The organism is Rouxiella silvae (assembly GCF_002093625.1).
Classification (GTDB): domain Bacteria; phylum Pseudomonadota; class Gammaproteobacteria; order Enterobacterales; family Enterobacteriaceae; genus Rouxiella; species Rouxiella silvae.
Map to the genome: position 1 here is coordinate 1 of NZ_MRWD01000052.1, position 20,375 is coordinate 20,375.

Genomic DNA, 20,375 nt, shown 5'->3' on the forward strand with positions numbered 1-20,375 from the left:
CCTGAAATCTACATTTTCATATTTATATAAGGAGCATTATATAAATGATAGGTACTTCAAAATATCTTGCTTGCGTGAGTCGTTATTTTTTTTCGACGCAAAGAAAGAATATTGATTATGTGCTTATGAAGGTTCTTTTCAGTATTTTCACGCATGGAGAGGGCCGTTTCTGAGGGTTTTCAACTTAAGAGTCCCTTAACAACAGCTTTCAGCGCTAAACGACTCCTCACATTGTCGGCTAAATGTACAACTAGGAAGAATCCTAATTCGCGCATCATATCAATTTGAGAGTGACTCAGCTAGCGTATTTTTTAACTAAAACGCTATGTTTTTCAAGGTTTTTTAATCGCATCTTTTTGAGACCTGTCCATGGCACAAAGTTTAGGTATATATATAACGATTGTTGTGAATTCGCAACACCTTAATGAGTTTTAAACTAAGGTTTTTCTCTAAGATAACCATGCATTTGCCGTAAAAAAGGCATTTTATGGCTAAAATTAATGGCCCGCAATCAGCGTTTCTTATGGATAAATTGGCTAAGCAGCCTTGGCAGATGGGGCGGTAAGGGAAGTTGAGAGATTTCTTAGATAATCACACCCGTCATTTTATTACGCGTTAGGTAATTCAGAACGCAGCAGCGGAAGTTTTTTGTACTTTATCCCGCTCTTATCGCTTTTCGCAGTATAAATTAATTTCTTCTCTAAACTAATAGTCACGTATGTCGCAATTAAATTTCTACGTAGTCAAAAATAATAAGAGTATTAATGATTCATTAAGATTACGTTTAATTTTCGTCTAGGTGGCATGGTGACACTATTTACGTGTTTACGTTTCGAACAAAAATAGCGGGGGGATGGAGTGCGCTGCGCGTGGGAGAACGGCAAATGAATAAGCAAAGCAGAATAAGCAATAATGCGGATCCCAACTATTTCGCTATCGTGCGTTATAATATAACATTTCAATGGTTTTCATTTACCTGCGGGTTGAGTTCCACTGAGTACCGGCATGACTTTACGAATTAGCGCCAAAAACGTTAACAGCCGTGCAGGATAGTAACTGGCATAGGGGTAAACCAGATAAACTGGCAACGGCTTGGCCCGCCACTGCGGCAATATATTCACCAGACTGCCATCAGCAATATTTTCCTTAACAATCCACGCCGAGATAATGGCTGCGCCTAATCCTGCTTCTGCCGCTTTGCGTGCGGCATAAAGACTGTCGGTGCTCATTTTGGGTACGATATTAAAGTGGACGTTTTCATTAGTGGCTTCATGGCGCAGGGTGACCTCATTGCGGTAATAGGTGCTGAGCGCAATCCAAGGTAGCCCGGTAAGATCGCTGATTTTTTCAATCTCAGGAAAGCGAGTCAGCAGGGCGGGTGAGGCAATGACAATACGCGGCACTTCGGCAAGCAGCACGGCCACCATTGACGGGTCAGTGATTTCACCTACCTGAATTGCACAGTCAATGTGCTCGGCGATAAAATCTGGTGAGCGGTCGTTCAGCATCCAGTCAACCGACATGTTGGGGTAGCGCTGTAGGTACTCGGTCAACGGCGTAATGAGCTGGTCCTGACCAAACGCATGTGGTGCACGCACGCGCAGCACACCCTCAGGCTCGTCACTTGCACCTCGCAGTTCATCTTCAAGCGCATTCCAGCGTTCAATCAGCAGTTTTGCATGACGAAAACAGCGTTGGCCGTCGTCGGTGAGCTTCATGGCGTGGGTGGTACGCAGGATAAGTTTTGCGCCCAGCATTCGCTCCAACGCCTGCAATCTTCGACTGACGGTAGGTTGGCTGGTCTGCATTTGCTGTGCGGCGGCCGAAAGACTGCCGCTTTCCACGATGCGTATAAAGGTGTGCATCAGGTCTATGCGGTCAATGCCGCTTTGGAATGTTTTATTCATACGTCATACGTATAACAGTTTTACCTTTCCGGTGGCTACCACAGAATGTCGTCCCGGCTACTATAGCCGCAGTTTCCAGACCTATAAATATGACCTCAAGGATCCAGCATGTCTGAATTGCAAAACACCCAAAATTTGGATTTAGCGGACACAGCCGCACTTCCCGGAAAAATGGTTTTTACCCTGGCGGTGGGAGCTGGCCTGAGTGTGGCTTCTCTCTATTACAGCCAGCCGATGCTGGGCATTATGGGACCGAGTCTTAATGCCACCGTCAGTGAAACCGGTATGGTGCCGACGCTCACCCAAATAGGCTACGCGCTGGGTATTTTGTTTCTTATCCCGCTCGGTGACCGTTTTGACCGACGTAGCATCATTTTATTGAAAAGCTTTCTGTTGACCGTAGCGCTATTAATGTGCGGATTTGCGCCGGGGATCCACAGTCTACTGTTGACCAGCCTGCTGATTGGCGTGGCGGCAACCCTGGCGCAGGACATTGTGCCTGCCTCGGCCGCACTCGCGCCTGCCGCTCAGAGGGGCAAAACCGTCGGTACGGTCATGACCGGTTTACTGGTGGGAATATTGCTCTCACGCGTGGTCAGCGGCGTGGTGGCAGAATGTTTTGGCTGGCGGGCGATGTACCAATTGGCGGCGGTTAGCGTTGCGCTGGTAGGATTCGCGCTGTGGCGGGTGTTGCCGCGCTTTACGCCTGGCACCGACATGAGCTATACGGCGCTGCTGCTGTCGATGCGTCATTTATGGTTACGTTATAAAACACTGCGTCGGGCAGCGCTGTCGCAGGGGCTGCTTTCCGTAGGATTTAGCGCATTTTGGTCAACATTGGCAATCATGCTTAATGAAACCTACCACTTGGGCAGTGGCGTGGCGGGGGCGTTCGGACTGGCGGGTGCCGCCGGTGCGCTGGCCGCGCCGCTGGCAGGCAAGTTGGCCGACCGACAGGGGCCAGCGAAGGTCACGCAGTTAGGCTCTGCGTTGGTTATGGTATCGTTTGCCGCGATGTTTTTACTGCCGTTGCTTTCACCCCATGCTCAACTGGTTTTGATCGTGCTTAGCGCCGTGGGTTTCGACCTTGGCGTACAGGCTACGCTGGTTTCTCATCAGACGCTGGTTTATGGGTTAGAACCTGCCGCGCGCGGCCGTCTTAACGCGCTGCTGTTTACCGTGGTGTTTATCGGTATGGCCGTCGGATCTGCCTTGGGCAGTAAAGCGCTAGAGTTAGCAGGATGGCAGGGCGTCGTGGCATTGGCCACGCTGGCAGGCGCGGGCAGTCTGCTGGTGAGGGTGATGAGTCGAAGAGTCTAAGCTTGATTTCTTCCAACGGGCCAAAATCTTCTTAGGCTTAAGGTTAATGAAGCTCGATTTTAATAAAGCACACACTGCTCACCGAGCTACTGGTTCAAATTACTTTAAAAGTGTAGCCTGTGGGCAAGGTGGCATCACCACAGTGCTTTAGAAGAGGAAGAAAACAATGACTATCGAATACGCAATCGTGGCAGGCGGCTGTTTCTGGTGTACGGAAGCAGTCTTTAAAGACGTTATCGGCGTTGAAACGGTTGAGAGCGGCTACATCGGCGGTTTAACCGAGAACCCGACCTATGAGCAAGTGTGTTCAGGAGAAACCGGTCATGCAGAAGCTATCCGTATCGGCTTTGACGCCGATAAACTCAACTATGGCGATCTGCTGGACATCAGCTTTGCCACTCATGATCCTACGCAGTTAAACCGCCAGGGTAATGACATCGGCACCCAGTATCGTTCAGCTATTTTTCCGCTAAACGAACAGCAGAAAGTGCAAGCCGAAGCTGCCATTGTGCGCGCGCAGGAAGACAACGTCCAACCGGTGGTCACCACCATCGAGCCGCTGGCAACCTGGTATCCTGCCGAGAACTATCATCAGGATTATTGGGACGGAGCAGGGCAGCGCAACGGTTACTGCATGGCAGTGATCCCGCCGAAATTGCAGAAATTGCGTAAAAGCTTTGCCAACCGCACTAAATCTTTGCAGGCGCAGTAAGCCTAAGCCATTATTCTTGCAGCGCGGCCTCACGGGGTTTGCGCTGCTTCAGAATACGATGCAGGTTGCTCTCAAGCCACTCGGCTAAGCCAGTAACCTGCTCTTTCACTTCAATGCCTAACGGCGTCAGGCTGTACTCCACGTGTGGCGGAACTACCGGATAAGACACGCGGTCGATAAAGCCGTCATCCTCCAGCGACTGTAGCGTTTGAGCCAGCATTTTTTCGCTCACGCCGCCAATTCTCCTACGCAACTCACTGAATCGCAAAGTTTCTTCGCTTAATGAAATAAGTACCAACAGCCCCCAACGACTGGTGATATGGCGCAAAACTTCGCGCGAAGGGCAGTTTGCACTCATCAACTCACCGCGTCGTACCTGCTCTACAAAAGAGAGTTCTGACGTAGGTTGCTCAATTGGCGCATTATTTCCGTTGGTTATATCGATAGACGTTTTATTCATCATTTTTTTCCATACTAACTAAAGGGTGCGTACTTACATAAAGTTAGTATAACGCATAGCATGGGGTCAAGCGAAGCCGAGTGAGCACCATTATCGGCTGTTCCTTAACTACTTATTAACTCACTGCTGTTCATTCGCTACAACCACACATTGGAGAATAACTATGTACGCAATTACCGGTGCTACCGGCCAACTTGGCCGTTTGGTGATTAACGCTCTGCTGAGAACCGTGCCTGCCGACCAAATTATTGCAGCCGTTCGCAGTCCAGAAAAAGCCCAAGACTTGGCTGACCTCGGCGTAGTGGTGCGTAAAGCGGACTATGCCCAGCCAGATACGCTTGATGCCGCGTTTAATGGCGTGGATAAGGTCCTGCTTATTTCCTCAAACGAGATGGGCCAGCGTCAGGTACAACATCAGGTCGTCATTGATGCGGCCCAAAGAGCGGGCGTTAAACTGCTGGCTTACACTAGCCTGCTGCACGCCGACAGCAGCCCGCTTGGCCTTGGCGCGGATCATCGGGCGACCGAAGCGGCGCTCGCGGGATCTGGCCTGCCGGTAGTGGTACTGCGCAACGGCTGGTATACCGAGAACTATGCTGCCAGCATTGCTCCGGCGCTGGCGCATAACGCGTTTATTGGCTCAGCCGGCGAGGGCCGCATTGCCTCGGCGGCGCGTATTGACTACGCCGAGGCCGCCGCCGCCGCGCTGGTGCTCGACGAGCAGGCCGGTAAAATTTACGAGTTGGCGGGGGACACCTCCTACTCCTTGGCCGAGTTTGTCGCGGAAATTGCACGCCAGTCGGGTAAAAGCGTGGACTATGTCAATCTCCCGGAAAGTGATTTTGCTCAGGCGCTGATAGCTGCCGGTCTGCCTGAGGTGCTGTCGCTGATGTTGGCTGATTCCGACGTGGGTGTCAGCAAAGGTGGGCTGTTTGACGACAGTCATACCCTCAGCAAACTGATTGGTCGCCCGACAACTGACTATAAAGTGGTGATTGCCGACACTTTGGCTTCACTCTGATTCAAGAATGAGAGATAGATAACGCCTTGGTGAAAATTACAGCGTATTTTTAGTCGCTTATTTTTGGAAATTTGAAACAGATCACAAGCATCCTCAGGATGTTTGTGGTCGTTTTGTTTAATAAATGCGCGAGAAGGCAAAATATTGTACTGATTACGCGAATTATAACGATTTAAAATGAGGTTTTTTTTGCCACGCTCCAAGAGAATAGGGTAGCATCTTCCGCCGTTGCCGGTTTTAACTCCTCGTTAACCTCGGCAGGTCAAGAATAATACAGTGGCGAAAAGCCACGAAAGGCGTCAGCAATTGCAATCGTTTGCTCATGTTGAAGGCTGGGCGTGGAAGAATTCTTTTGGAGAACAGGTAAGAAATGAAACGACATAAAAAAACTGCGGAAGAAAAACACGCAGCCAAAAGGCGTTGGCTGGATTCTCACGAGGAAGGTTATCACAAGAGTATGGGCAATCGTCAGGTTCAGATGATTGCTATCGGGGGCTCTATTGGTACCGGTCTGTTTTTGGGCGCCGGTGCGCGTCTGCAAATGGCCGGTCCTGCGCTGGCGCTGGTTTATCTGGTCTGCGGTATATTCTCATTCTTTATTCTGCGCGCGCTGGGCGAACTGGTTTTACACCGCCCAACCAGCGGCAGCTTCGTTTCCTACGCCCGTGAGTTTTTGGGTGAAAAGGCTTCTTATGTCGCCGGTTGGATGTATTTCCTTAACTGGGCAATGACGGGCATTGTCGATATCACCGCCGTGGCGCTGTATATGCACTATTGGGGCACTTTTGGCGACGTACCACAGTGGATGTTTGCACTTGCAGCGTTGGCGATAGTGGCGACCATGAACATGATTGGCGTGAAGTGGTTCGCCGAAATGGAGTTCTGGTTTGCGCTTATTAAAGTGGCGGCGATTGCTATCTTCCTGATTGTCGGCGTGGTGTTCCTCGGCACCGGTAAAGAGCTGGCAGGTCAGCCGACCGGTCTGCATCTGATAACCGACAACGGCGGGATTTTCCCACACGGTCTGCTGCCTGCGCTGGTGTTGGTGCAGGGTGTGGTCTTCGCCTTTGCAGCCATCGAGCTGGTGGGGACCGCCGCCGGTGAAACCAAAGAGCCTGAAAAGATCCTGCCGAAGGCGATTAACAGCGTTATTTGGCGTATCGCCCTGTTCTACGTTGGCTCAGTGGTGCTGTTGGTGCTGCTGCTGCCGTGGAATGCTTATCAGGCAGGTCAGAGTCCGTTTGTGACCTTCTTTAGCAAGTTGGGTGTGCCTTACATCGGCACCATCATGAATATCGTGGTGCTGTCCGCGGCGCTGTCAAGCCTGAACTCGGGTCTGTATTCCACCGGCCGCATTCTGCGCTCGCTGTCGATGGGCGGTTCTGCTCCTAAGTTCATGTCAAAAATGAGCAAGCAGCAGGTGCCGTACGCCGGTATTTTGGTGACCGTGGCGATTTACATCATTGGCGTGGTGCTGAACTACTACGTGCCGTCACAGGTGTTTGAAATCGTTCTGAATATCGCATCTTTGGGTATTCTGAGCTCGTGGGGCTTTATCGTGGTTTGCCAGATGAAACTGCGCAAGGCAATAAAAGAAGGCAAGGCGAAAGAGGTCTCCTTCAAGATGCCGGGCGCACCGTTCACCTCGTGGCTGACACTGTTGTTCTTGGGCAGCGTACTGGTGCTGATGGCGTTTGACTATCCAAACGGCACCTACACCGTGGCGACGATCCCCCTGCTGGTTATTCTGCTGGTGTTTGGTTGGTTTGGCCTGCGCAACCGCGCTAAAGAAGTTAAAGCGCTGGAGCAGGAACACGCCGAGAGTTTTGATACCAAATAAGTACGGTCGGTGTTTTCAAAAACGGCCGCCTTTTGAGGTGGCCGTTTTTGTCTCTCACAATATTATGTCTAATCTTATGTCTACCCAGTAAAACTAAGGTTTAGCGCCCAGCGTAAAGCTAAACTCACCGACGCCTTCGATGCCGCCGGTCACCGTGTCGCCTGGGTTGATCGCGCCCACTCCTGCTGGCGTGCCGGTATAAATCAAGTCACCCGCTTTGAGCTCGACGGCCTGCGAAAGAGAGCTAATGACGTCGGCTACCGGCCAAATCTGATCGTTCAGATCGCCAGCTTGACGGGGCTCACCGTTAACGTTGAGCCAAATTTTACCCTGTGCGGGATGACCCACCTTACTGACCGGCAGTAGCGCAATCGTCGGCGCAGAGGCATCAAAGCCTTTGGCAAAGTCCCACGGGCGACCCATCTTTTTGGCGACGGCCTGTAGGTCACGGCGTGTTAAATCCACACCCACCGCATAACCCCAAACGTGATCAAGCGCCTGCTCGGCGGCAATGTTTTTGCCGCCTTTGCCAATGGCAACCACCAGCTCAACTTCATGGTGCAGGTCAGAGGTCAGGGTGGGATAAGGCACTTCGCCCTGTGCAGGAATTACCGCGTCGGCCGGTTTAGCGAAAAAGAACGGCGGCTCGCGGTCGGGGTCGTGGCCCATTTCACGGGCGTGTTCGGAATAATTGCGGCCAACGCAGTATACGCGGCGAAGGGGGAATCGGGCATCTTGACCACTAACAGCCAATGAAGCGGGTTGTGGTGCGGGGATAACGAATTCAGTCATTTTCACTCTGCCATTTGTTGATTGATAATAAACGGACGGTCAAAAAGTGCTGCGAATAAGTTTATCCAATGTACTCAGAGTGCTAATCACATGCAACGGGACCCGATGCATGCATCGAGCCCCGTGATTGATTATTCAGGGATACGCCCACACTTCATCCGCTATTTGTTAACGGTAGCGCGGTGCTGCGTGGCTTTGTAAAAACTCAGGCAACAGCGCTTTACGGGCGTTATCCAGCGCCAGCCATTTGTTTTCATCCTGTAGCGGCGGAATAGTGACCCGTTCTTTTTTATCGAAGCCTGCCAGCGCGGCGTCAACAAGCTCGCCGACTTCCATCACGCCTTGAATATCATCAACATTTTTGCCGCCCTTTTCCCAGATGTCCGTGCGCGTTGCCGCGGGTAAGACTGCCTGGAAATAAACGCCGCTGTCGGCCAACTCCACCTGTAGCGACTGGGTAAACGCTAACACAAAGGCTTTGCTGGCGGCATAAACCGGACCGCTGATTTCAGGGGCCAAGGCCAGCACTGAGGCAATGTTGATGATTGCGCCTTGTGGGTGTTTTTGCAGGCCATCAAGCGCCACACGTGACAGTCGGGCCAGTGAATTAACGTTCAGGCGGATTAACCCGTCGATGGCATCGGCGTCTGAGTCATTAAATTTACCCGGCAGCGTGGAGCCTGCGTTGTTGACGAGCAGCGAAATCGCTGGGGTATCACGGATCAGCTGTTCAAGGCTTTTCAAGCTGGCGGAATCGGTCAGGTCGGCAGGGAACACGCGAACGTCAACCCCGGTTTTGACACTGAGTTCGGCAGCAAGTTTTTCCATTTTAGCGCCGTCGCGAGCGACTAAAATGAGGTCATAACCGCGATCGGCGAGTCTTGCTGCGTAGGTGGCCCCTATTCCAGTTGATGCGCCGGTGACTAATGCTAAGGGTTTGGCTGCGGTTGTCTGGCTCATGTTGCAATCCTCTTTAAAATGTAGACAGGGAATGTGGTTTCATTATTAAACTGAATGATTTTTATCATTAGAGGTTTTATAATGCAACCAGATTGCACTTTTAGCCCTTTTAGCAGCACGGAGTGATAAATGAAACGCACCAGTTTTAACGACAACGTTTGTCCGGTAGCGCGTTCACTTGATTTGATTGGCGATTGGTGGACGTTGCTTATCGTGCGCGACGCGCTCGGCGGTATCAGGCGCTTCAGCGAATTTCAGCGCAGTTTGGGTGCGGCTAAAAATATACTGAGTACGCGGCTAAAAGCGCTGGTGGCTGAGGGGATTTTGGATATAGGACCGGCTTCCGACGGTTCGGCGTATCAGGAATATAGGCTTACCCAAAAGGGCAAAGACCTCTACCCGATACTGATTGCGCTGGGGCAGTGGGGCAATCACTATCTTTTTGCTGAAAATGAGGCCTGCAGCCGCGCAGTGGACACACTGCATCAGCAGCCTATCGCGACCATAAAACTGCATGCGCAGGACGGCCGCACGCTGACTGCCGAAGATATTCAGGTCATTCCTGGAAAATCTGTGAGTAAAAACTGAATCCGTCTTAAAATCCTGATATCAGTTTTTACTCAGCTTTTATTGTTTCCCTAGAGCGGGGGAAATGGCTAACCGTTTTCCATGAGTTGGTGAACCCTCTCTCCGACGCGTTTAATGGCCTGTTGGTCAATGTTTTCATCGAGTCGCGCATAGTTGATGCGCATACAGTTGCGGTACTTGCCCGAGGCTGAAAAAATTGATCCGACGGCAATTTGAATCTTTTCGGGTTCAAGTATCCGATTGAGTCTTTGGGTATCAATTTTCTCGTCAAGCTCTATCCACAGTAAAAAACCGCCCTGCGGTCGGCTGACCCGCACGCCCTGTGGAAAATACTGCATGACCCAGTTGGTCATCACGCACAGATTTTGCTGATACTGATTACGGACCCGGCGCAGATGTGCCTGATAATGTCCTTCCTCGATAAAGTCGACCATCGCTAGCTGCGGCTGCGTGGCAGTATTGCCGGTGCTGATATATTTCATGTGAATAGCGCGGTCGCGATACCGGCCCGGCGCTATCCAACCGACCCGCAGACCAGGAGCCACCGTTTTCGAAAACGAGCTACACAGCAGCACGCGGCCGTCGTCATCGAAGGAGTAGATGGTAGCGGGGCGTGGGTATTGGTAGGCCAAATCACCGTAAACGTCGTCTTCAATGATAGCGATGTCGTAGCACTGTGCCAGACGCAGCAGCGCTTTTTTACGATCGTCGGGCATGTTGTAACCCAAGGGATTATTACAGGTCGGCGTGAGCTGTATTGCCTTAATCGGCCACTGTTCGAGTGCCAGCTCCAGCGCTTCAATGCTAATGCCGGTAATCGGATCGGTTGGTATCTCCAGCGCTTTCATGCCGAAACCTTTTAAGGTTTGCATCGCGCCGTGAAAACTCGGCGAGTCCACCGCCACAATGTCTCCGACTTCACAGACAGAACGAATGGCAATAGAGAGCGCTTCGTGACAGCCGGTGGTAATGACCAGGTTTTCGGCGTCGATATGGCTACCGCTGTCAATCATCAGGCGCGCAATTTGGTCACGCAGCTCTTTCGAACCCTCAATAATGTCGTAATACAGCATGCTGTTGTCGGTGCGCTGCGCCACGCGTGCCATCGCCCGGTTTAGCGGCCTTAGGCTGGTGAGTGTGAGGTCTGGCGTTCCACCGCCCAATGCCACCATGCCGGGGATCACACGGCTGGTAATTTGACCCATCACTAAGTCCCACTGCGAGATATCCACCGGACGCTGCGGCGTGCGGCACACGGCGGGCAGGGCAGCGAGATGCTTGCGGGTAGAAACGAAATAGCCGGATTTGGGACGAGCCTCGACCAGATAACGGTCCTCCAGCGATCGGTAGGCCTGCTGCACGGTGCTGACACTCACGCCGTGCTCTGTGCTTAAGGTTCTTACCGAAGGCAGGCGCTGCCCGGCAGGATATAAACCTTGCTCAATTCGTTCACCTAATACCTGGGCTAAATGTTCGTAGCGATTCATGGTTACACCTAATTGCAGTACAGATGACGTTAATCTACGCCTAAATCTGTGTCTATGGCTAGAACTGTACGGTTAAATTAATTAAAAACTGAGTCTGTATTGTTTGTTGGCGTTGTTAGATCCTATGTTCAGGGTTAACAGGAGGCGTCAAAATGAAAAGAATCTATGAGAGTGACCAATTTACGGGCCAACGTGTAGCGCCCGCAGCGGTAGAAGTTAATATTCATTCGGGTGGTGAAGACGGCGCGGATAACACGGGCAATACGATTGATATAAAAGAGAAGCAAGGCGTTTGGACAATGTTTTTCAGAGCGTTGAATAACTGGCATGAACGTCGCCAGACAGTGAAGATCCTGCGCGGGCTAAACAGCAGTCAGTTGAAAGACATTGGCCTGTCGTGCGTCGACGTCGATAAACTGTACGGTAATCGGGATGATAACCGTAAAGTATGGCCCAACTGGCCGAAGTGACAGTGTGCTCTCGCATTTTAGCCCTTCCCGCGCAGAAAAAAGCGGGGAAGGGATTAAAACTGAAGCCGGAGGAATAGGCGTTTCAAATCTTTCATCTAAAAGAAAGTCGTCACCTCTCCTACACAGCGATAATCATCGTCAATCAGCGGCAGATAACGCCACTTGTCAAAAGCCGTGCACGGATGCGAAATTCCACAGCCGACCCAGTCTCCCACCGCTAAAGGCAGCGCCGCAGGAATACGCAGATAGGCGTGTTGATCGTTAACCGCAGTAATCACACCTTCAGAGGCCGAGCGCGGATTTGACCCATCGCGGTCGCGGAAAAAATGCGGCAGCGGCAGGTCCTGATCGAACGGCACATCGCGGCGGCCGAAGTCTAAAATCGCTAACTCCGGCTCAGGACGAGACAGTACGCGGCCCCAAATTTCCAGCGTCGATTGAAAGCTGTAGTCGGCGTTAGGCTGGGCAAAGGGGGCAATGCGCGCATAAAGGCCGTCGTCGTGGGCCATATACGCACCTGAGCGGATCAGTGTCACGCTCGGCTGACTAAGTTGTACACCCGAAAATGATTCAACCACGATATCAAAGAAAGTACCGCCGCCGGCGCTTAATAATACTTCTCCGGCGGGAAAAAGCTGTTCGGCGTCAATCGCTTCCGCCGCGGCAATCATTGTGGCACAGTAATGCCTTACCGCCGCAAGTGACGCCTCGCTGCGATCGCCTGCAATCGCGCCCTCATAGCCCGCAACGCCCGTAAGGTGCAAATACGGGCTGTCATTGACTGCTTTGGCAATAGCCACCGCCTCACTCAGGCTGCGGCAACCGGTGCGACCACCAGGCACAGAAATCTCGACCAGTACGCAAAGACGGCTCCCCACCTCAGCAATCACTTCATCAAGCAGTGCCACCCCAGCCAGTGAATCGACGTAGCAAATAAACTCGCTTCCGGGATTATCGCGTTGGTATTCTGCTATCCAGCGAATACCGGCAGTATCGACCAACTCGTTGGCCAAAAAAACCTTTTCAATACCAAATGTGCGCAACGCGCGTACCTGCGCTGGCGTGGCCGCACAAATACCCCAAGCTCCGGCTGCTACGGCGGCGCGTAAGATTTGTGGTGACATCGACGTTTTGCCGTGCGCGGCATGACGAACGCCGTGTTGTCGACAATATGCGGTCATGCTGGCTAGGTTATGTCGCATGGCGCTTTGTTTCATCACCATCAGCGGCGAAAAAACCTCGTGGGAGGCCAGTACTGACGTCCCCATCGGCAGCGGGGCAGTGCCGTCACCGGCAACGGACTTATAGAGCATCGGCAAAATGTCTTTGTGCATAGTTATTTCCAAATAGCGAGGATGCAATGAGTCTGGAGTGAATCAGTGTTCCAGCACGCGTGATAAAAACTGCTGCGTGCGTGGGTTCTGCGGATCCACAAAGATTTGCTCCGGCGCACCCTGTTCAGCAATCACGCCTTTGTCCATAAACACCACGCGGTCGGCGGTTTTGCGAGCAAAGCCCATTTCATGGGTAACCACCACCATAGTCATGCCGTCGCGCGCCAATCCGCGCATAACTTCAGTCACTTCACCCACTAGCTCAGGGTCGAGGGCCGAGGTCGCTTCGTCAAAGAACATGATTTTGGGTTCCACCGCGAGCGCACGTGCAATCGCCACGCGCTGCTGCTGTCCGCCCGAAAGCTGTGAGGGATAGTGGTTGGCGCGCTCTGCCAGACCTACGCGTTCTAATGCCTCCATACCGCGCCTGTTGGCTTCTGAAACAGACATTTTGCGTGCCTTAATCAGGGCCAGAGTGACATTTCCCAGCGCAGTTTTATGTGGGAACAGGTTGAACTGCTGAAACACCATGCCGACGTGGCCGCGTATCTCTTTGGCGCGTTTGGCGTCGTGCAGCGGGACTTGATTGACCCAGACTTCACCGCCGTCGGCAATTTCCAGACCGCTCATGATGCGCAGCACAGTACTTTTACCTGAGCCGGATGCACCGATCAGCACCAACACTTCGCCCGCTTTTACGTCGAGGCTAATCTCTTTCAAAACCTGGGTACTGCCGAATGATTTAGTGATCCCGTTTAGGCTAATGACAGCGTTGTTGTTCATGACAGCTGACTCCTGGTGTGATTATGGTGTTGAACCCAGCGCGAAAGCGGGTAGCAAATAGCGAAATAAAGTGCGGCAACCAGCAGGTAAATCACCACCGGCTGGCCAATGCGGTCAACGATCGCCTGCCCTTGGTGCATAAGTTCCGACATGCCAATCATGCTGACAATCGAGGTGTCTTTAATCAGTGAAAGGTATTGTCCAGCTAGCGGAGGCAGTACGATTTTGCGCGTTTGTGGCAATATCACCGAAAAGAACGCCTGTCGTTTATCCAGTCCAAGAATTTGAGAGACTTCCCACTGGCCCTTCGGCACGGCTTCTATTCCTGCGCGAAATACCTCGGAGATATAGGCGCCCTGATAAATACTCAGGCCCAAAATACCCGCCGCAAACAGGTTTATTTCATAGCCGAAATAGGCCACGCCGAAGTAGATAAACATCAGGGTGATCAGCACCGGTGTGCCGCGAAACAGTTCGGTATAGACGCGGGCAATCTGTGCCCCCACAGGAACATTGCTGGTACGCAATACCGCAGCCAGCAGGCCGAGCAGCGTACTGCCGATAATCGATGCCACCGAAAGCAGCAGGGTGACCAGCAATCCTTTAAACAGCAGCGGCAGGCTGGAAAGAATTAAATCGCTCATAGCAGGTCTCCAGATTTGAGATTATTTGCGGGTAAAGATTTTCCACGACCGCCTGCCCGCCAAGTTTTTATCGCCGACCCTGAAGACTTTTTTACCGGCGTCACCAGCGGAGGATTAAACATGCGGCGTCCCAACAGATTGCCTATTAATGAGAACGCATTGCTGAGCAACAAATAAATGACCAGCGTCACGCTGAAGGTCTGTATATAGAGCAACGTGCGGGAGTTAATCACCGTCGCCACGCCGGTCAACTCGGGAAGTGCAATGGCCGAAAGCAGCGAAGTGCCCAGCAAAAGCTGAATCAGATTATTAATAATCGCCGGATACACGGCGCGCGCAGCCTGCGGCATAATAACGTTGATAAAAACCTGTCGACGGCTAATGCCCAATATCGTTGCAGCCTCAATTTGTCCTTTGGGAACCGACTGTATACCGGCGCGAAATACCTCTGCCAGATAGGCGCCGACGTTCACGCCAAGCGCTATCACACCGGCGGTATAGGCGTTTAATACAATGCCCAATGACGGCAAACCGAAAAAAACGATAAATATTTGTAGCAAAACCGGGGTGTTTCTTATCACTTCGATGTAGCAGTGACTGACCAGACGAAGGACAGACCAGCCGGATTCTTTAGCCAACGCCGCCAGCAGGCCCAATATCATCGCCAGCAAAAATGCCAGCAGGGTAACTTGCAGCGTTACCCATGCCGCCTCAATAAAGGTATTGAAATAGCCCGCGAGGGTTAACCATTGGTAGCTCATTGTCTGTCTCCGTCTTTAGGAACTTTAGTACTGAGGGTTCAGCGGATAATGCGGCGTCGTACCAAACCATTTTTGATACAGCTCGGCATTTTTCTTCGACGCATTAATTTCAAACAGGAATTCATTGAGATAGTTAAGCCATACCTGGTCGCCGGCTTTAACACCAAAGGCGTTATATTCCAGAGGTACCAGCGCTTCATCGGTAACCATTAAGGTAGGGTCGAGCTTGGCCTGATATGCCAGGAAGTTATTATCTTCGATCATTGCATCGGCCTGACCCTGTTTCACCGCCAGAATTGCCGCCTGTGAGGAGTCATATTCCTGAATATTGACCTTAATGTTCATTGAACGGACTTCATCGCCGTTGGTGGAACCTTTCACCGTGGCAATGGTTTTACCGTTCATGTCATGCGCAGACTTGATACCGCTGGATTTTTTGACCAACAGGGCCTCACTGGCCACCACGTAAGGTTGGGTGAAGCCAATTTCTTTGGCACGGTCCAGATTGCGGGTGAAGTTACAGAACACCACATCAACCTTGTCGGTTTGCAAGTTCGGAATACGGTTGGCGCTGGTGGTGTTGACCATTTCGAGCTTAACGCCCATATCTTTAGCCAGCTCTTTGGCTAAATCGACATCGTAACCGTCTGGGTTACCGGCTTTATCGTAGAAGCCAAAGGGGGCAAAACTCAGGCAATCGCCAACGCGCAAGGTGCCACGCTGTAAAACGGTTTGCAGTGTGGAGGTTGGCGCGGCACCGGCTTTTCCCTCTTTAGAATCTGTCGGTGTGCAACCTATTAAAGCAAATAAACTTACCGCGCTAAAAATACAGGCGGTTTGCGCTTTATATTTAATATGATTCATTTCAATACCCTCGTTGTAATAATAATTTGTCTGCGGCTGGTGAATTTAAATATCAATAGACCAAAGATAAATCGTGTTGCTAATCAAGAGAAAAGAAAGCGGGTGTTGCGATGTTATTATTTTCTGTCGGCTCTAAAACATTTCATGTCGACTTCAACTTTACAGTCCACCACCAAGTCTTGAACGCTGCAAATTCTCGCTGGAGGATGTCCGTCAAAAACTTCACTAAAAACTTTGTTAAAAGAACTGAAGTAGCGTGCGTCGGTCAAAACCGCCGTAACGTGAACAACGTCTTTAACCTCGTAGCCGGCTTCACGCATAATCTGTAGACAGTTATCAAAGGCCAATCTGGTTTGATCGACAATGCCACCCTCCACCACTTCACCCGCTGTCATAGGCGTCTGACCGGAAATATACAACCAGCCGTCGGCTTCAACCGCGCGTGCAAAGGGCAAGCGCTGCCCGCCGGTGCCTACGCCACCTTCGGTGCCATAGCGTTTAATTGACATGTGTTTCTCCTGAGTTACGTTTTTCTCTTAGCCTGAGCTACGGTTATTTTTAGTCTTATAATTTTTATTTAATCAAAAAAACAGTTTTCCCTGGTGTTGCTGTTGTCCGGTATATCAGATGACTGTCTGCGATACTGGATGTTTTTAGATTTGCATAAAGAAATTTATTTTGCAATATAGGTCATGCGCTTTATTTATTAATGAAGCTGGGATGTGGATAAGTTTTTGTTGTGGGGATGGATTAAAATAACGCTTCTGTGATCTTTATCTATATTTTACTTTTAGTAATACTTATCCTTACGCCCTAAATAAGGGCTTTATTATGGTGCAAATTTGTATGTGCTAATTATGTAGGCTGTCAAAGGTATTCGCTTTCCGACGGCATTAAACAATGTGTATGATGTGGTTCATTACGAAAGAGACAGGCTTTATAAATAAGGGAGTAAGTATGCCGGTAGAAAACGCACCCCGCGCGAGGGGAGTGGACCGCGTGATTGATATCTTTCGTCAGTTGCATCAGGCGCGTCAGCCGATGAGCATGCGTGAACTCATTGACGCCACGGGCGCGCCGCGTTCGAGCATTTACGAACTGGTGAGTATTTTGTCAGAAGCTGGATGGCTTGAGTCGAATGCGGAAGGTAACGTATTTTTCGGCCGCGAGATGCACTATTACGGTGCGGACTATATGACCCATAACGATTTGATCCGCCGTTCACATCAACTGATGGTTGAGCTGGTGGCGAAACACGGCGAAACGGTGCAGCTTTGCATGCTTGAAGGTAACAAATACACGGTAGTGCTCTCTGAAAGCAACGCCCAGCCTTTCAAGATAACGTCGGATATCGGTGTTAAAGTTCCCATTCCGTGGACTGCGTCGGGCAGGCTTCTGCTCGGCGATTGGTCGGCAGAAGATATTCTAGCCCTAATCCCGGATGAAGATTTTGTGCTCGCCAACGGGCGCCATATCGATAAGCAGGAGTTTCTTGACGATATTCATCGCGCGGGGGCGCAGGGGTATTATTTGACCGAAGGGCTTTCCGACAGCTTTACCTGCTGCATGGCGGCGCCAATCCGCACCCGTGCGGGACAGGCGGTGGCGGCATTTTGCTTTATGGTGAGTCGTGATACGCCCATGGAAAGAAGGCAGATGTTGTTACAGGAGTTGATTGTATCCGCGCAGCGCCTTTCCGAGTTGTCATAAATAACAGCAATAATTAGGGCGGGGCCGAAACTGTGGCCCCGCCCGGTTAATCAGTTAGTAGCTAAGCGTAAGGATCTCTTTTGCACGTGCCAAGTCGATATCCTGCTGCTCACCCATCGGCAACATGTTGAAACGCTTCAGGTTTTCGAGGATTTCATCAATTGCAGTTTTAGGGTGTCCATGCGCGCTGAGCTGCGTTTTCAATCCCATTAACTCAAAGAATTCACGCGTTTTTGCAATGGCGGCGTCAATGCGGGTATCGTCGTCTCCAGCAGTAATATTCCACACACGCTCCGCATACTGCAGCAGTTTCTGCTTTTTGCTGTCACGCTGCACTTGCAGCAGGGCGGGCAGCAAAATAGTCAGCGTTTGAGCGTGGTCGATACCGTAGAGTGCCGTTAATTGGTGACCAATGCGGTGGGTGGCCCAGTCCTGCGGCACGCCCACGCCGATCAGGCCATTTAGCGCCAGCGTTGCCGACCAAGTGATGGCGGACCGCACGTCATAGTTCTGCGGGTCACTTAACGCTTTCGGACCTTCCTCTATTAAGGTGAGCAGCAGACCCTCGGCAAAACGGTCCTGCACTTTTCCGTAGACTGGATAAGTCAAATACTGTTCAACAACGTGAATGAAAGCATCAACCACGCCGTTGGCAACCTGAGTTATCGGCAGGGTGTAAGTTTTAGTCGGGTCCAATACGGCAAATTTAGGGAACAGCAGCGGGTGGCTATAGCCGGATTTCTGCCCCAGTGCGGTGTTGGTGACCACCGCAACGTCATTCGTTTCAGAGCCAGTGGCTGGCAAAGTCATCACGCAGCCCAATGGCAGCGCATCGGTCAGCGGCTGACGCGCGGCCCACAGTGGCCAAATGTCACCCTCATAGCACGCCGCAGCAGCAATAAACTTGGTGCCGTCGACCACTGAACCGCCGCCCACGGCCAGCAGAAAATCAATGTTGTTTTCTTTAATAATATCGACCGCTTTCATCAGCGTATCTAAATGCGGGTTAACTTCGATACCGCCAAATTCAAACGTGACGCGGTCACCTAATGCAGCCTGTACTTCATCCAGTGTGCCATATTTTTTAGCACTGCCGCCGCCGTAGGTGATCAGCACGCGGGCATTTTCAGGGATATTTTTACCGATATCCGCGATTCGGTCGACGCCGAACAGCACGCGCGTAGGGTTGTAAAAATCGAAATTAAACATGGTTTGCCCTTATGGAAGAGTACACAGCAGTTGAATGCAATAATGACGTAATGATTACCATGATACGACAATCAAGGGTATGAATTGTCACCGTTTGACGGTGGGTGCCGCACAATCTGCTTATCTGAAAGAGTAATGTTAGGGTCTATACCGGACGTCGCGATATCCCCATCCTAGCCTTCCCCAAATATGGGGAAGGGATAACACCGAGAGATTGGGCGGATGGAAGGGTGTGAGTGAAAACATCGCGATATCCCCATCCTAGCCTTCCCCAAAAATGGGGAAGGGATAAAACCGAGAGGTTGAGTGGGTGGAAGAGGTGAGTGAAAACATTGCGGTATCCCCATCCTAGCCTTCCCCAAAAATGGGGAAGGGATAACACCGAGAGATTGGGTGGATGGAAGGGTGTGAGTGAAAACGCTGCGGTATCCCCATCCTAGCCTTCCCCAGAAATGGGGAAGGGATAAAACCGATAGATTTAGTGGGTGGAAGAGGTGAGTGAAAACATCGCGGTATCCCCATCCTAGCCTTCCCCAAAAATGGGGAAGGGATAACACCGAGAGATTGGGTGGATGGAAGGGTGTGAGTGAAAACGCTGCGGTATCCCCATCCTAGCCTTCCCCAGAAATGGGGAAGGGATAAAACCGATAGATTTAGTGGGTGGAAGAGGTGAGTGAAAACATCGCGGTATCCCCATCCTAGCCTTCCCCAAAAATGGGGAAGGGATAACACCGATAGATTGGGTGGATGGAAGGGTGTGAGTGAAAACGCTGCGGTATCCCCATCCTAGCCTTCCCCAAAAATGGGGAAGGGATAAAACCGATAGATTTAGTGGGTGGAAGAGGTGAGTGAAAATGCCGCGGCATCCCCATCCTAGCCTTCCCCAAATATGGGGAAGGGATAAAACCGAGACCCAGCCTTCCCTAAATATGGGGAAGGGGTAAAACCTAGAGGTTGAGTGGATGGAAGGGTGTGAGTGAAACGCTGCGGTATCCCCATCCTAGCCTTCCCTAAATATGGGGAAGGGATAGAACCGAGACCCAGCGTTCCCCAAAAATGGGGAAGGGATAAAACCGAGAGATTGAGTGGATGGAAGAGGGTAAGTGAAAACATCGCTGTTTTCCCATCTTGGCGAATTATAATCCCTTCCCCCTTTGGGGGAAGGTTAGGATGGGGGTGCCAGCAACGAAGAAATAGCATCAAGAACGCCCGACATATTTTCAAAAACCTCGAAATTCCAAAAACGAACTACTCGCCAGCCCAGATTGGATAAATACTTTGTCCTCAAAGCATCACGATAAGACCTTTCATCATGCTGCCCGCCGTCCAATTCAATAATGAGGCTATGTTCTATGCAGGCAAAATCCACAATGTAGGGCGCAATAATGTGCTGCCTTCTGAATTTGGCACGCATTATCTGACGTTTTCGTACCCTATTCCAAAGCTTACGTTCGGCATCACTCATTGAGGTGCGTAGCTGACGACTTCGGTAAAGAGTTGCAGTGGGCATGAG

The 20,375-nt window shown here is 51.1% G+C and carries 20 protein-coding genes; 7 read left to right on the forward strand and 13 right to left on the reverse strand.

Annotation, left to right across the window (positions count from 1 at the left end):
• Positions 1–968: 968 nt before the first annotated feature.
• The gene (locus BS639_RS18835; RefSeq protein ID WP_084984033.1) at positions 969–1,907 is read right to left on the reverse strand and encodes a LysR family transcriptional regulator; all 939 of its coding nucleotides are present in this window, start codon (positions 1,905–1,907) and stop codon (positions 969–971) included.
• A 108-nt stretch (positions 1,908–2,015) separates the two neighbouring features.
• Here BS639_RS18835 and BS639_RS18840 point away from each other — a divergent pair, with 108 nt between their 5' ends.
• Positions 2,016–3,227 (forward strand): MFS transporter, encoded by a 1,212-nt coding sequence (locus tag BS639_RS18840; RefSeq protein WP_055780392.1) that lies wholly within the window; start codon positions 2,016–2,018, stop codon positions 3,225–3,227.
• Between the two features lie 166 nt (positions 3,228–3,393).
• Complete coding sequence (gene msrA / locus BS639_RS18845; RefSeq protein WP_055780389.1) at positions 3,394–3,939, forward strand: peptide-methionine (S)-S-oxide reductase MsrA; 546 nt, start codon at positions 3,394–3,396, stop codon at positions 3,937–3,939.
• Positions 3,940–3,949: 10 nt separating this feature from the next.
• Here msrA and BS639_RS18850 read toward each other — a convergent pair whose 3' ends face one another.
• Positions 3,950–4,399 carry a winged helix-turn-helix transcriptional regulator gene (locus tag BS639_RS18850; RefSeq protein ID WP_082457419.1) on the reverse strand — a complete coding sequence of 150 codons (450 nt, stop codon included), beginning with the start codon at positions 4,397–4,399 and terminating at the stop codon, positions 3,950–3,952.
• Between the two features lie 163 nt (positions 4,400–4,562).
• Between BS639_RS18850 and BS639_RS18855 the strand changes: the two genes are divergently transcribed.
• On the forward strand, positions 4,563–5,420 hold the full coding sequence (locus tag BS639_RS18855; protein ID WP_055780385.1) for an SDR family oxidoreductase: 858 nt from the start codon (positions 4,563–4,565) through the stop codon (positions 5,418–5,420).
• Positions 5,421–5,790: 370 nt separating this feature from the next.
• On the forward strand, positions 5,791–7,260 hold the full coding sequence (gene ansP, locus BS639_RS18860; protein ID WP_055780381.1) for an L-asparagine permease: 1,470 nt from the start codon (positions 5,791–5,793) through the stop codon (positions 7,258–7,260).
• A gap of 93 nt (positions 7,261–7,353) precedes the next feature.
• Here the strand turns inward: ansP and BS639_RS18865 are convergent, their stop codons facing one another.
• Both BS639_RS18865 and BS639_RS18870 read right to left on the reverse strand, forming a co-directional pair.
• Positions 7,354–8,052: a fumarylacetoacetate hydrolase family protein gene (locus BS639_RS18865; protein WP_055780377.1), complete on the reverse strand. Its 699-nt coding sequence runs from the start codon at positions 8,050–8,052 to the stop codon at positions 7,354–7,356.
• A 168-nt stretch (positions 8,053–8,220) separates the two neighbouring features.
• Positions 8,221–9,012 (reverse strand): SDR family NAD(P)-dependent oxidoreductase, encoded by a 792-nt coding sequence (locus BS639_RS18870; RefSeq protein ID WP_055780373.1) that lies wholly within the window; start codon positions 9,010–9,012, stop codon positions 8,221–8,223.
• Positions 9,013–9,141: 129 nt separating this feature from the next.
• On the opposite strand from BS639_RS18870, the gene BS639_RS18875 reads away from it, so the two are divergent.
• Positions 9,142–9,600, forward strand: a complete 459-nt coding sequence (locus BS639_RS18875) for a winged helix-turn-helix transcriptional regulator (protein WP_084984034.1) — start codon at positions 9,142–9,144, stop codon at positions 9,598–9,600.
• 68 nt (positions 9,601–9,668) lie between these two features.
• Here the strand turns inward: BS639_RS18875 and BS639_RS18880 are convergent, their stop codons facing one another.
• Positions 9,669–11,087 (reverse strand): aminotransferase-like domain-containing protein, encoded by a 1,419-nt coding sequence (locus BS639_RS18880; protein ID WP_055780367.1) that lies wholly within the window; start codon positions 11,085–11,087, stop codon positions 9,669–9,671.
• A gap of 152 nt (positions 11,088–11,239) precedes the next feature.
• On the opposite strand from BS639_RS18880, the gene BS639_RS18885 reads away from it, so the two are divergent.
• Entirely contained in the window at positions 11,240–11,557 is a 318-nt protein-coding gene (locus BS639_RS18885) for a DUF1127 domain-containing protein (protein ID WP_055780364.1), read from the forward strand.
• 95 nt (positions 11,558–11,652) lie between these two features.
• On the opposite strand, the gene BS639_RS18890 is transcribed toward BS639_RS18885, so the two are convergent.
• The 6 genes from BS639_RS18890 to BS639_RS18915 form a co-directional block, all read right to left on the reverse strand.
• Positions 11,653–12,891, reverse strand: a complete 1,239-nt coding sequence (locus BS639_RS18890) for an amino acid deaminase (RefSeq protein ID WP_084984035.1) — start codon at positions 12,889–12,891, stop codon at positions 11,653–11,655.
• 42 nt (positions 12,892–12,933) lie between these two features.
• Positions 12,934–13,674, reverse strand: coding sequence for an amino acid ABC transporter ATP-binding protein (locus BS639_RS18895; protein ID WP_084984036.1), 741 nt, complete (start codon positions 13,672–13,674; stop codon positions 12,934–12,936).
• The gene (locus BS639_RS18900) at positions 13,671–14,318 is read right to left on the reverse strand and encodes an amino acid ABC transporter permease (protein ID WP_055780354.1); all 648 of its coding nucleotides are present in this window, start codon (positions 14,316–14,318) and stop codon (positions 13,671–13,673) included. Before BS639_RS18900 ends, BS639_RS18895 begins: the two co-directional genes overlap by 4 nt.
• Complete coding sequence (locus tag BS639_RS18905) at positions 14,315–15,079, reverse strand: amino acid ABC transporter permease (protein ID WP_055780352.1); 765 nt, start codon at positions 15,077–15,079, stop codon at positions 14,315–14,317. The genes BS639_RS18900 and BS639_RS18905 overlap by 4 nt, the downstream gene beginning before the upstream one ends.
• A 24-nt stretch (positions 15,080–15,103) precedes the next feature.
• Positions 15,104–15,943 carry an ABC transporter substrate-binding protein gene (locus tag BS639_RS18910; RefSeq protein WP_055780349.1) on the reverse strand — a complete coding sequence of 280 codons (840 nt, stop codon included), beginning with the start codon at positions 15,941–15,943 and terminating at the stop codon, positions 15,104–15,106.
• A gap of 116 nt (positions 15,944–16,059) precedes the next feature.
• Entirely contained in the window at positions 16,060–16,452 is a 393-nt protein-coding gene (locus BS639_RS18915; RefSeq protein ID WP_055780346.1) for a RidA family protein, read from the reverse strand.
• Between the two features lie 448 nt (positions 16,453–16,900).
• Between BS639_RS18915 and BS639_RS18920 the strand changes: the two genes are divergently transcribed.
• Positions 16,901–17,653: an IclR family transcriptional regulator gene (locus BS639_RS18920; RefSeq protein ID WP_055780343.1), complete on the forward strand. Its 753-nt coding sequence runs from the start codon at positions 16,901–16,903 to the stop codon at positions 17,651–17,653.
• A gap of 54 nt (positions 17,654–17,707) precedes the next feature.
• On the opposite strand, the gene BS639_RS18925 is transcribed toward BS639_RS18920, so the two are convergent.
• Both BS639_RS18925 and BS639_RS18930 read right to left on the reverse strand, forming a co-directional pair.
• Positions 17,708–18,862: an iron-containing alcohol dehydrogenase gene (locus BS639_RS18925; RefSeq protein WP_084984037.1), complete on the reverse strand. Its 1,155-nt coding sequence runs from the start codon at positions 18,860–18,862 to the stop codon at positions 17,708–17,710.
• Between the two features lie 1,165 nt (positions 18,863–20,027).
• The gene (locus BS639_RS18930) at positions 20,028–20,372 is read right to left on the reverse strand and encodes an endonuclease domain-containing protein (RefSeq protein WP_072156495.1); all 345 of its coding nucleotides are present in this window, start codon (positions 20,370–20,372) and stop codon (positions 20,028–20,030) included.
• Between the last annotated feature and the right edge of the window lie 3 nt (positions 20,373–20,375).

Excerpts from the sequence above, each read along its gene's own strand:
- BS639_RS18920 (WP_055780343.1), top strand. The coding sequence starts at position 16,901 with ATGCCGGTAGAAAACGCACCCCGCGCGAGGGGAGTGGACCGCGTGATT.
- BS639_RS18900 (WP_055780354.1), bottom strand. The coding sequence starts at position 14,318 with ATGAGCGATTTAATTCTTTCCAGCCTGCCGCTGCTGTTTAAAGGATTG.
- BS639_RS18885 (WP_055780364.1), top strand. The coding sequence starts at position 11,240 with ATGAAAAGAATCTATGAGAGTGACCAATTTACGGGCCAACGTGTAGCG.
- BS639_RS18905 (WP_055780352.1), bottom strand. The coding sequence starts at position 15,079 with ATGAGCTACCAATGGTTAACCCTCGCGGGCTATTTCAATACCTTTATT.
- BS639_RS18865 (WP_055780377.1), bottom strand. The coding sequence starts at position 8,052 with ATGACTGAATTCGTTATCCCCGCACCACAACCCGCTTCATTGGCTGTT.
- BS639_RS18880 (WP_055780367.1), bottom strand. The coding sequence starts at position 11,087 with ATGAATCGCTACGAACATTTAGCCCAGGTATTAGGTGAACGAATTGAG.
- BS639_RS18850 (WP_082457419.1), bottom strand. The coding sequence starts at position 4,399 with ATGAATAAAACGTCTATCGATATAACCAACGGAAATAATGCGCCAATT.
- BS639_RS18835 (WP_084984033.1), bottom strand. The coding sequence starts at position 1,907 with ATGAATAAAACATTCCAAAGCGGCATTGACCGCATAGACCTGATGCAC.
- ansP (WP_055780381.1), top strand. The coding sequence starts at position 5,791 with ATGAAACGACATAAAAAAACTGCGGAAGAAAAACACGCAGCCAAAAGG.
- BS639_RS18930 (WP_072156495.1), bottom strand. The coding sequence starts at position 20,372 with ATGCCCACTGCAACTCTTTACCGAAGTCGTCAGCTACGCACCTCAATG.
- BS639_RS18915 (WP_055780346.1), bottom strand. The coding sequence starts at position 16,452 with ATGTCAATTAAACGCTATGGCACCGAAGGTGGCGTAGGCACCGGCGGG.
- BS639_RS18840 (WP_055780392.1), top strand. The coding sequence starts at position 2,016 with ATGTCTGAATTGCAAAACACCCAAAATTTGGATTTAGCGGACACAGCC.
- BS639_RS18870 (WP_055780373.1), bottom strand. The coding sequence starts at position 9,012 with ATGAGCCAGACAACCGCAGCCAAACCCTTAGCATTAGTCACCGGCGCA.
- BS639_RS18910 (WP_055780349.1), bottom strand. The coding sequence starts at position 15,943 with ATGAATCATATTAAATATAAAGCGCAAACCGCCTGTATTTTTAGCGCG.
- BS639_RS18895 (WP_084984036.1), bottom strand. The coding sequence starts at position 13,674 with ATGAACAACAACGCTGTCATTAGCCTAAACGGGATCACTAAATCATTC.
- BS639_RS18890 (WP_084984035.1), bottom strand. The coding sequence starts at position 12,891 with ATGCACAAAGACATTTTGCCGATGCTCTATAAGTCCGTTGCCGGTGAC.
- BS639_RS18855 (WP_055780385.1), top strand. The coding sequence starts at position 4,563 with ATGTACGCAATTACCGGTGCTACCGGCCAACTTGGCCGTTTGGTGATT.
- BS639_RS18875 (WP_084984034.1), top strand. The coding sequence starts at position 9,142 with ATGAAACGCACCAGTTTTAACGACAACGTTTGTCCGGTAGCGCGTTCA.
- msrA (WP_055780389.1), top strand. The coding sequence starts at position 3,394 with ATGACTATCGAATACGCAATCGTGGCAGGCGGCTGTTTCTGGTGTACG.
- BS639_RS18925 (WP_084984037.1), bottom strand. The coding sequence starts at position 18,862 with ATGTTTAATTTCGATTTTTACAACCCTACGCGCGTGCTGTTCGGCGTC.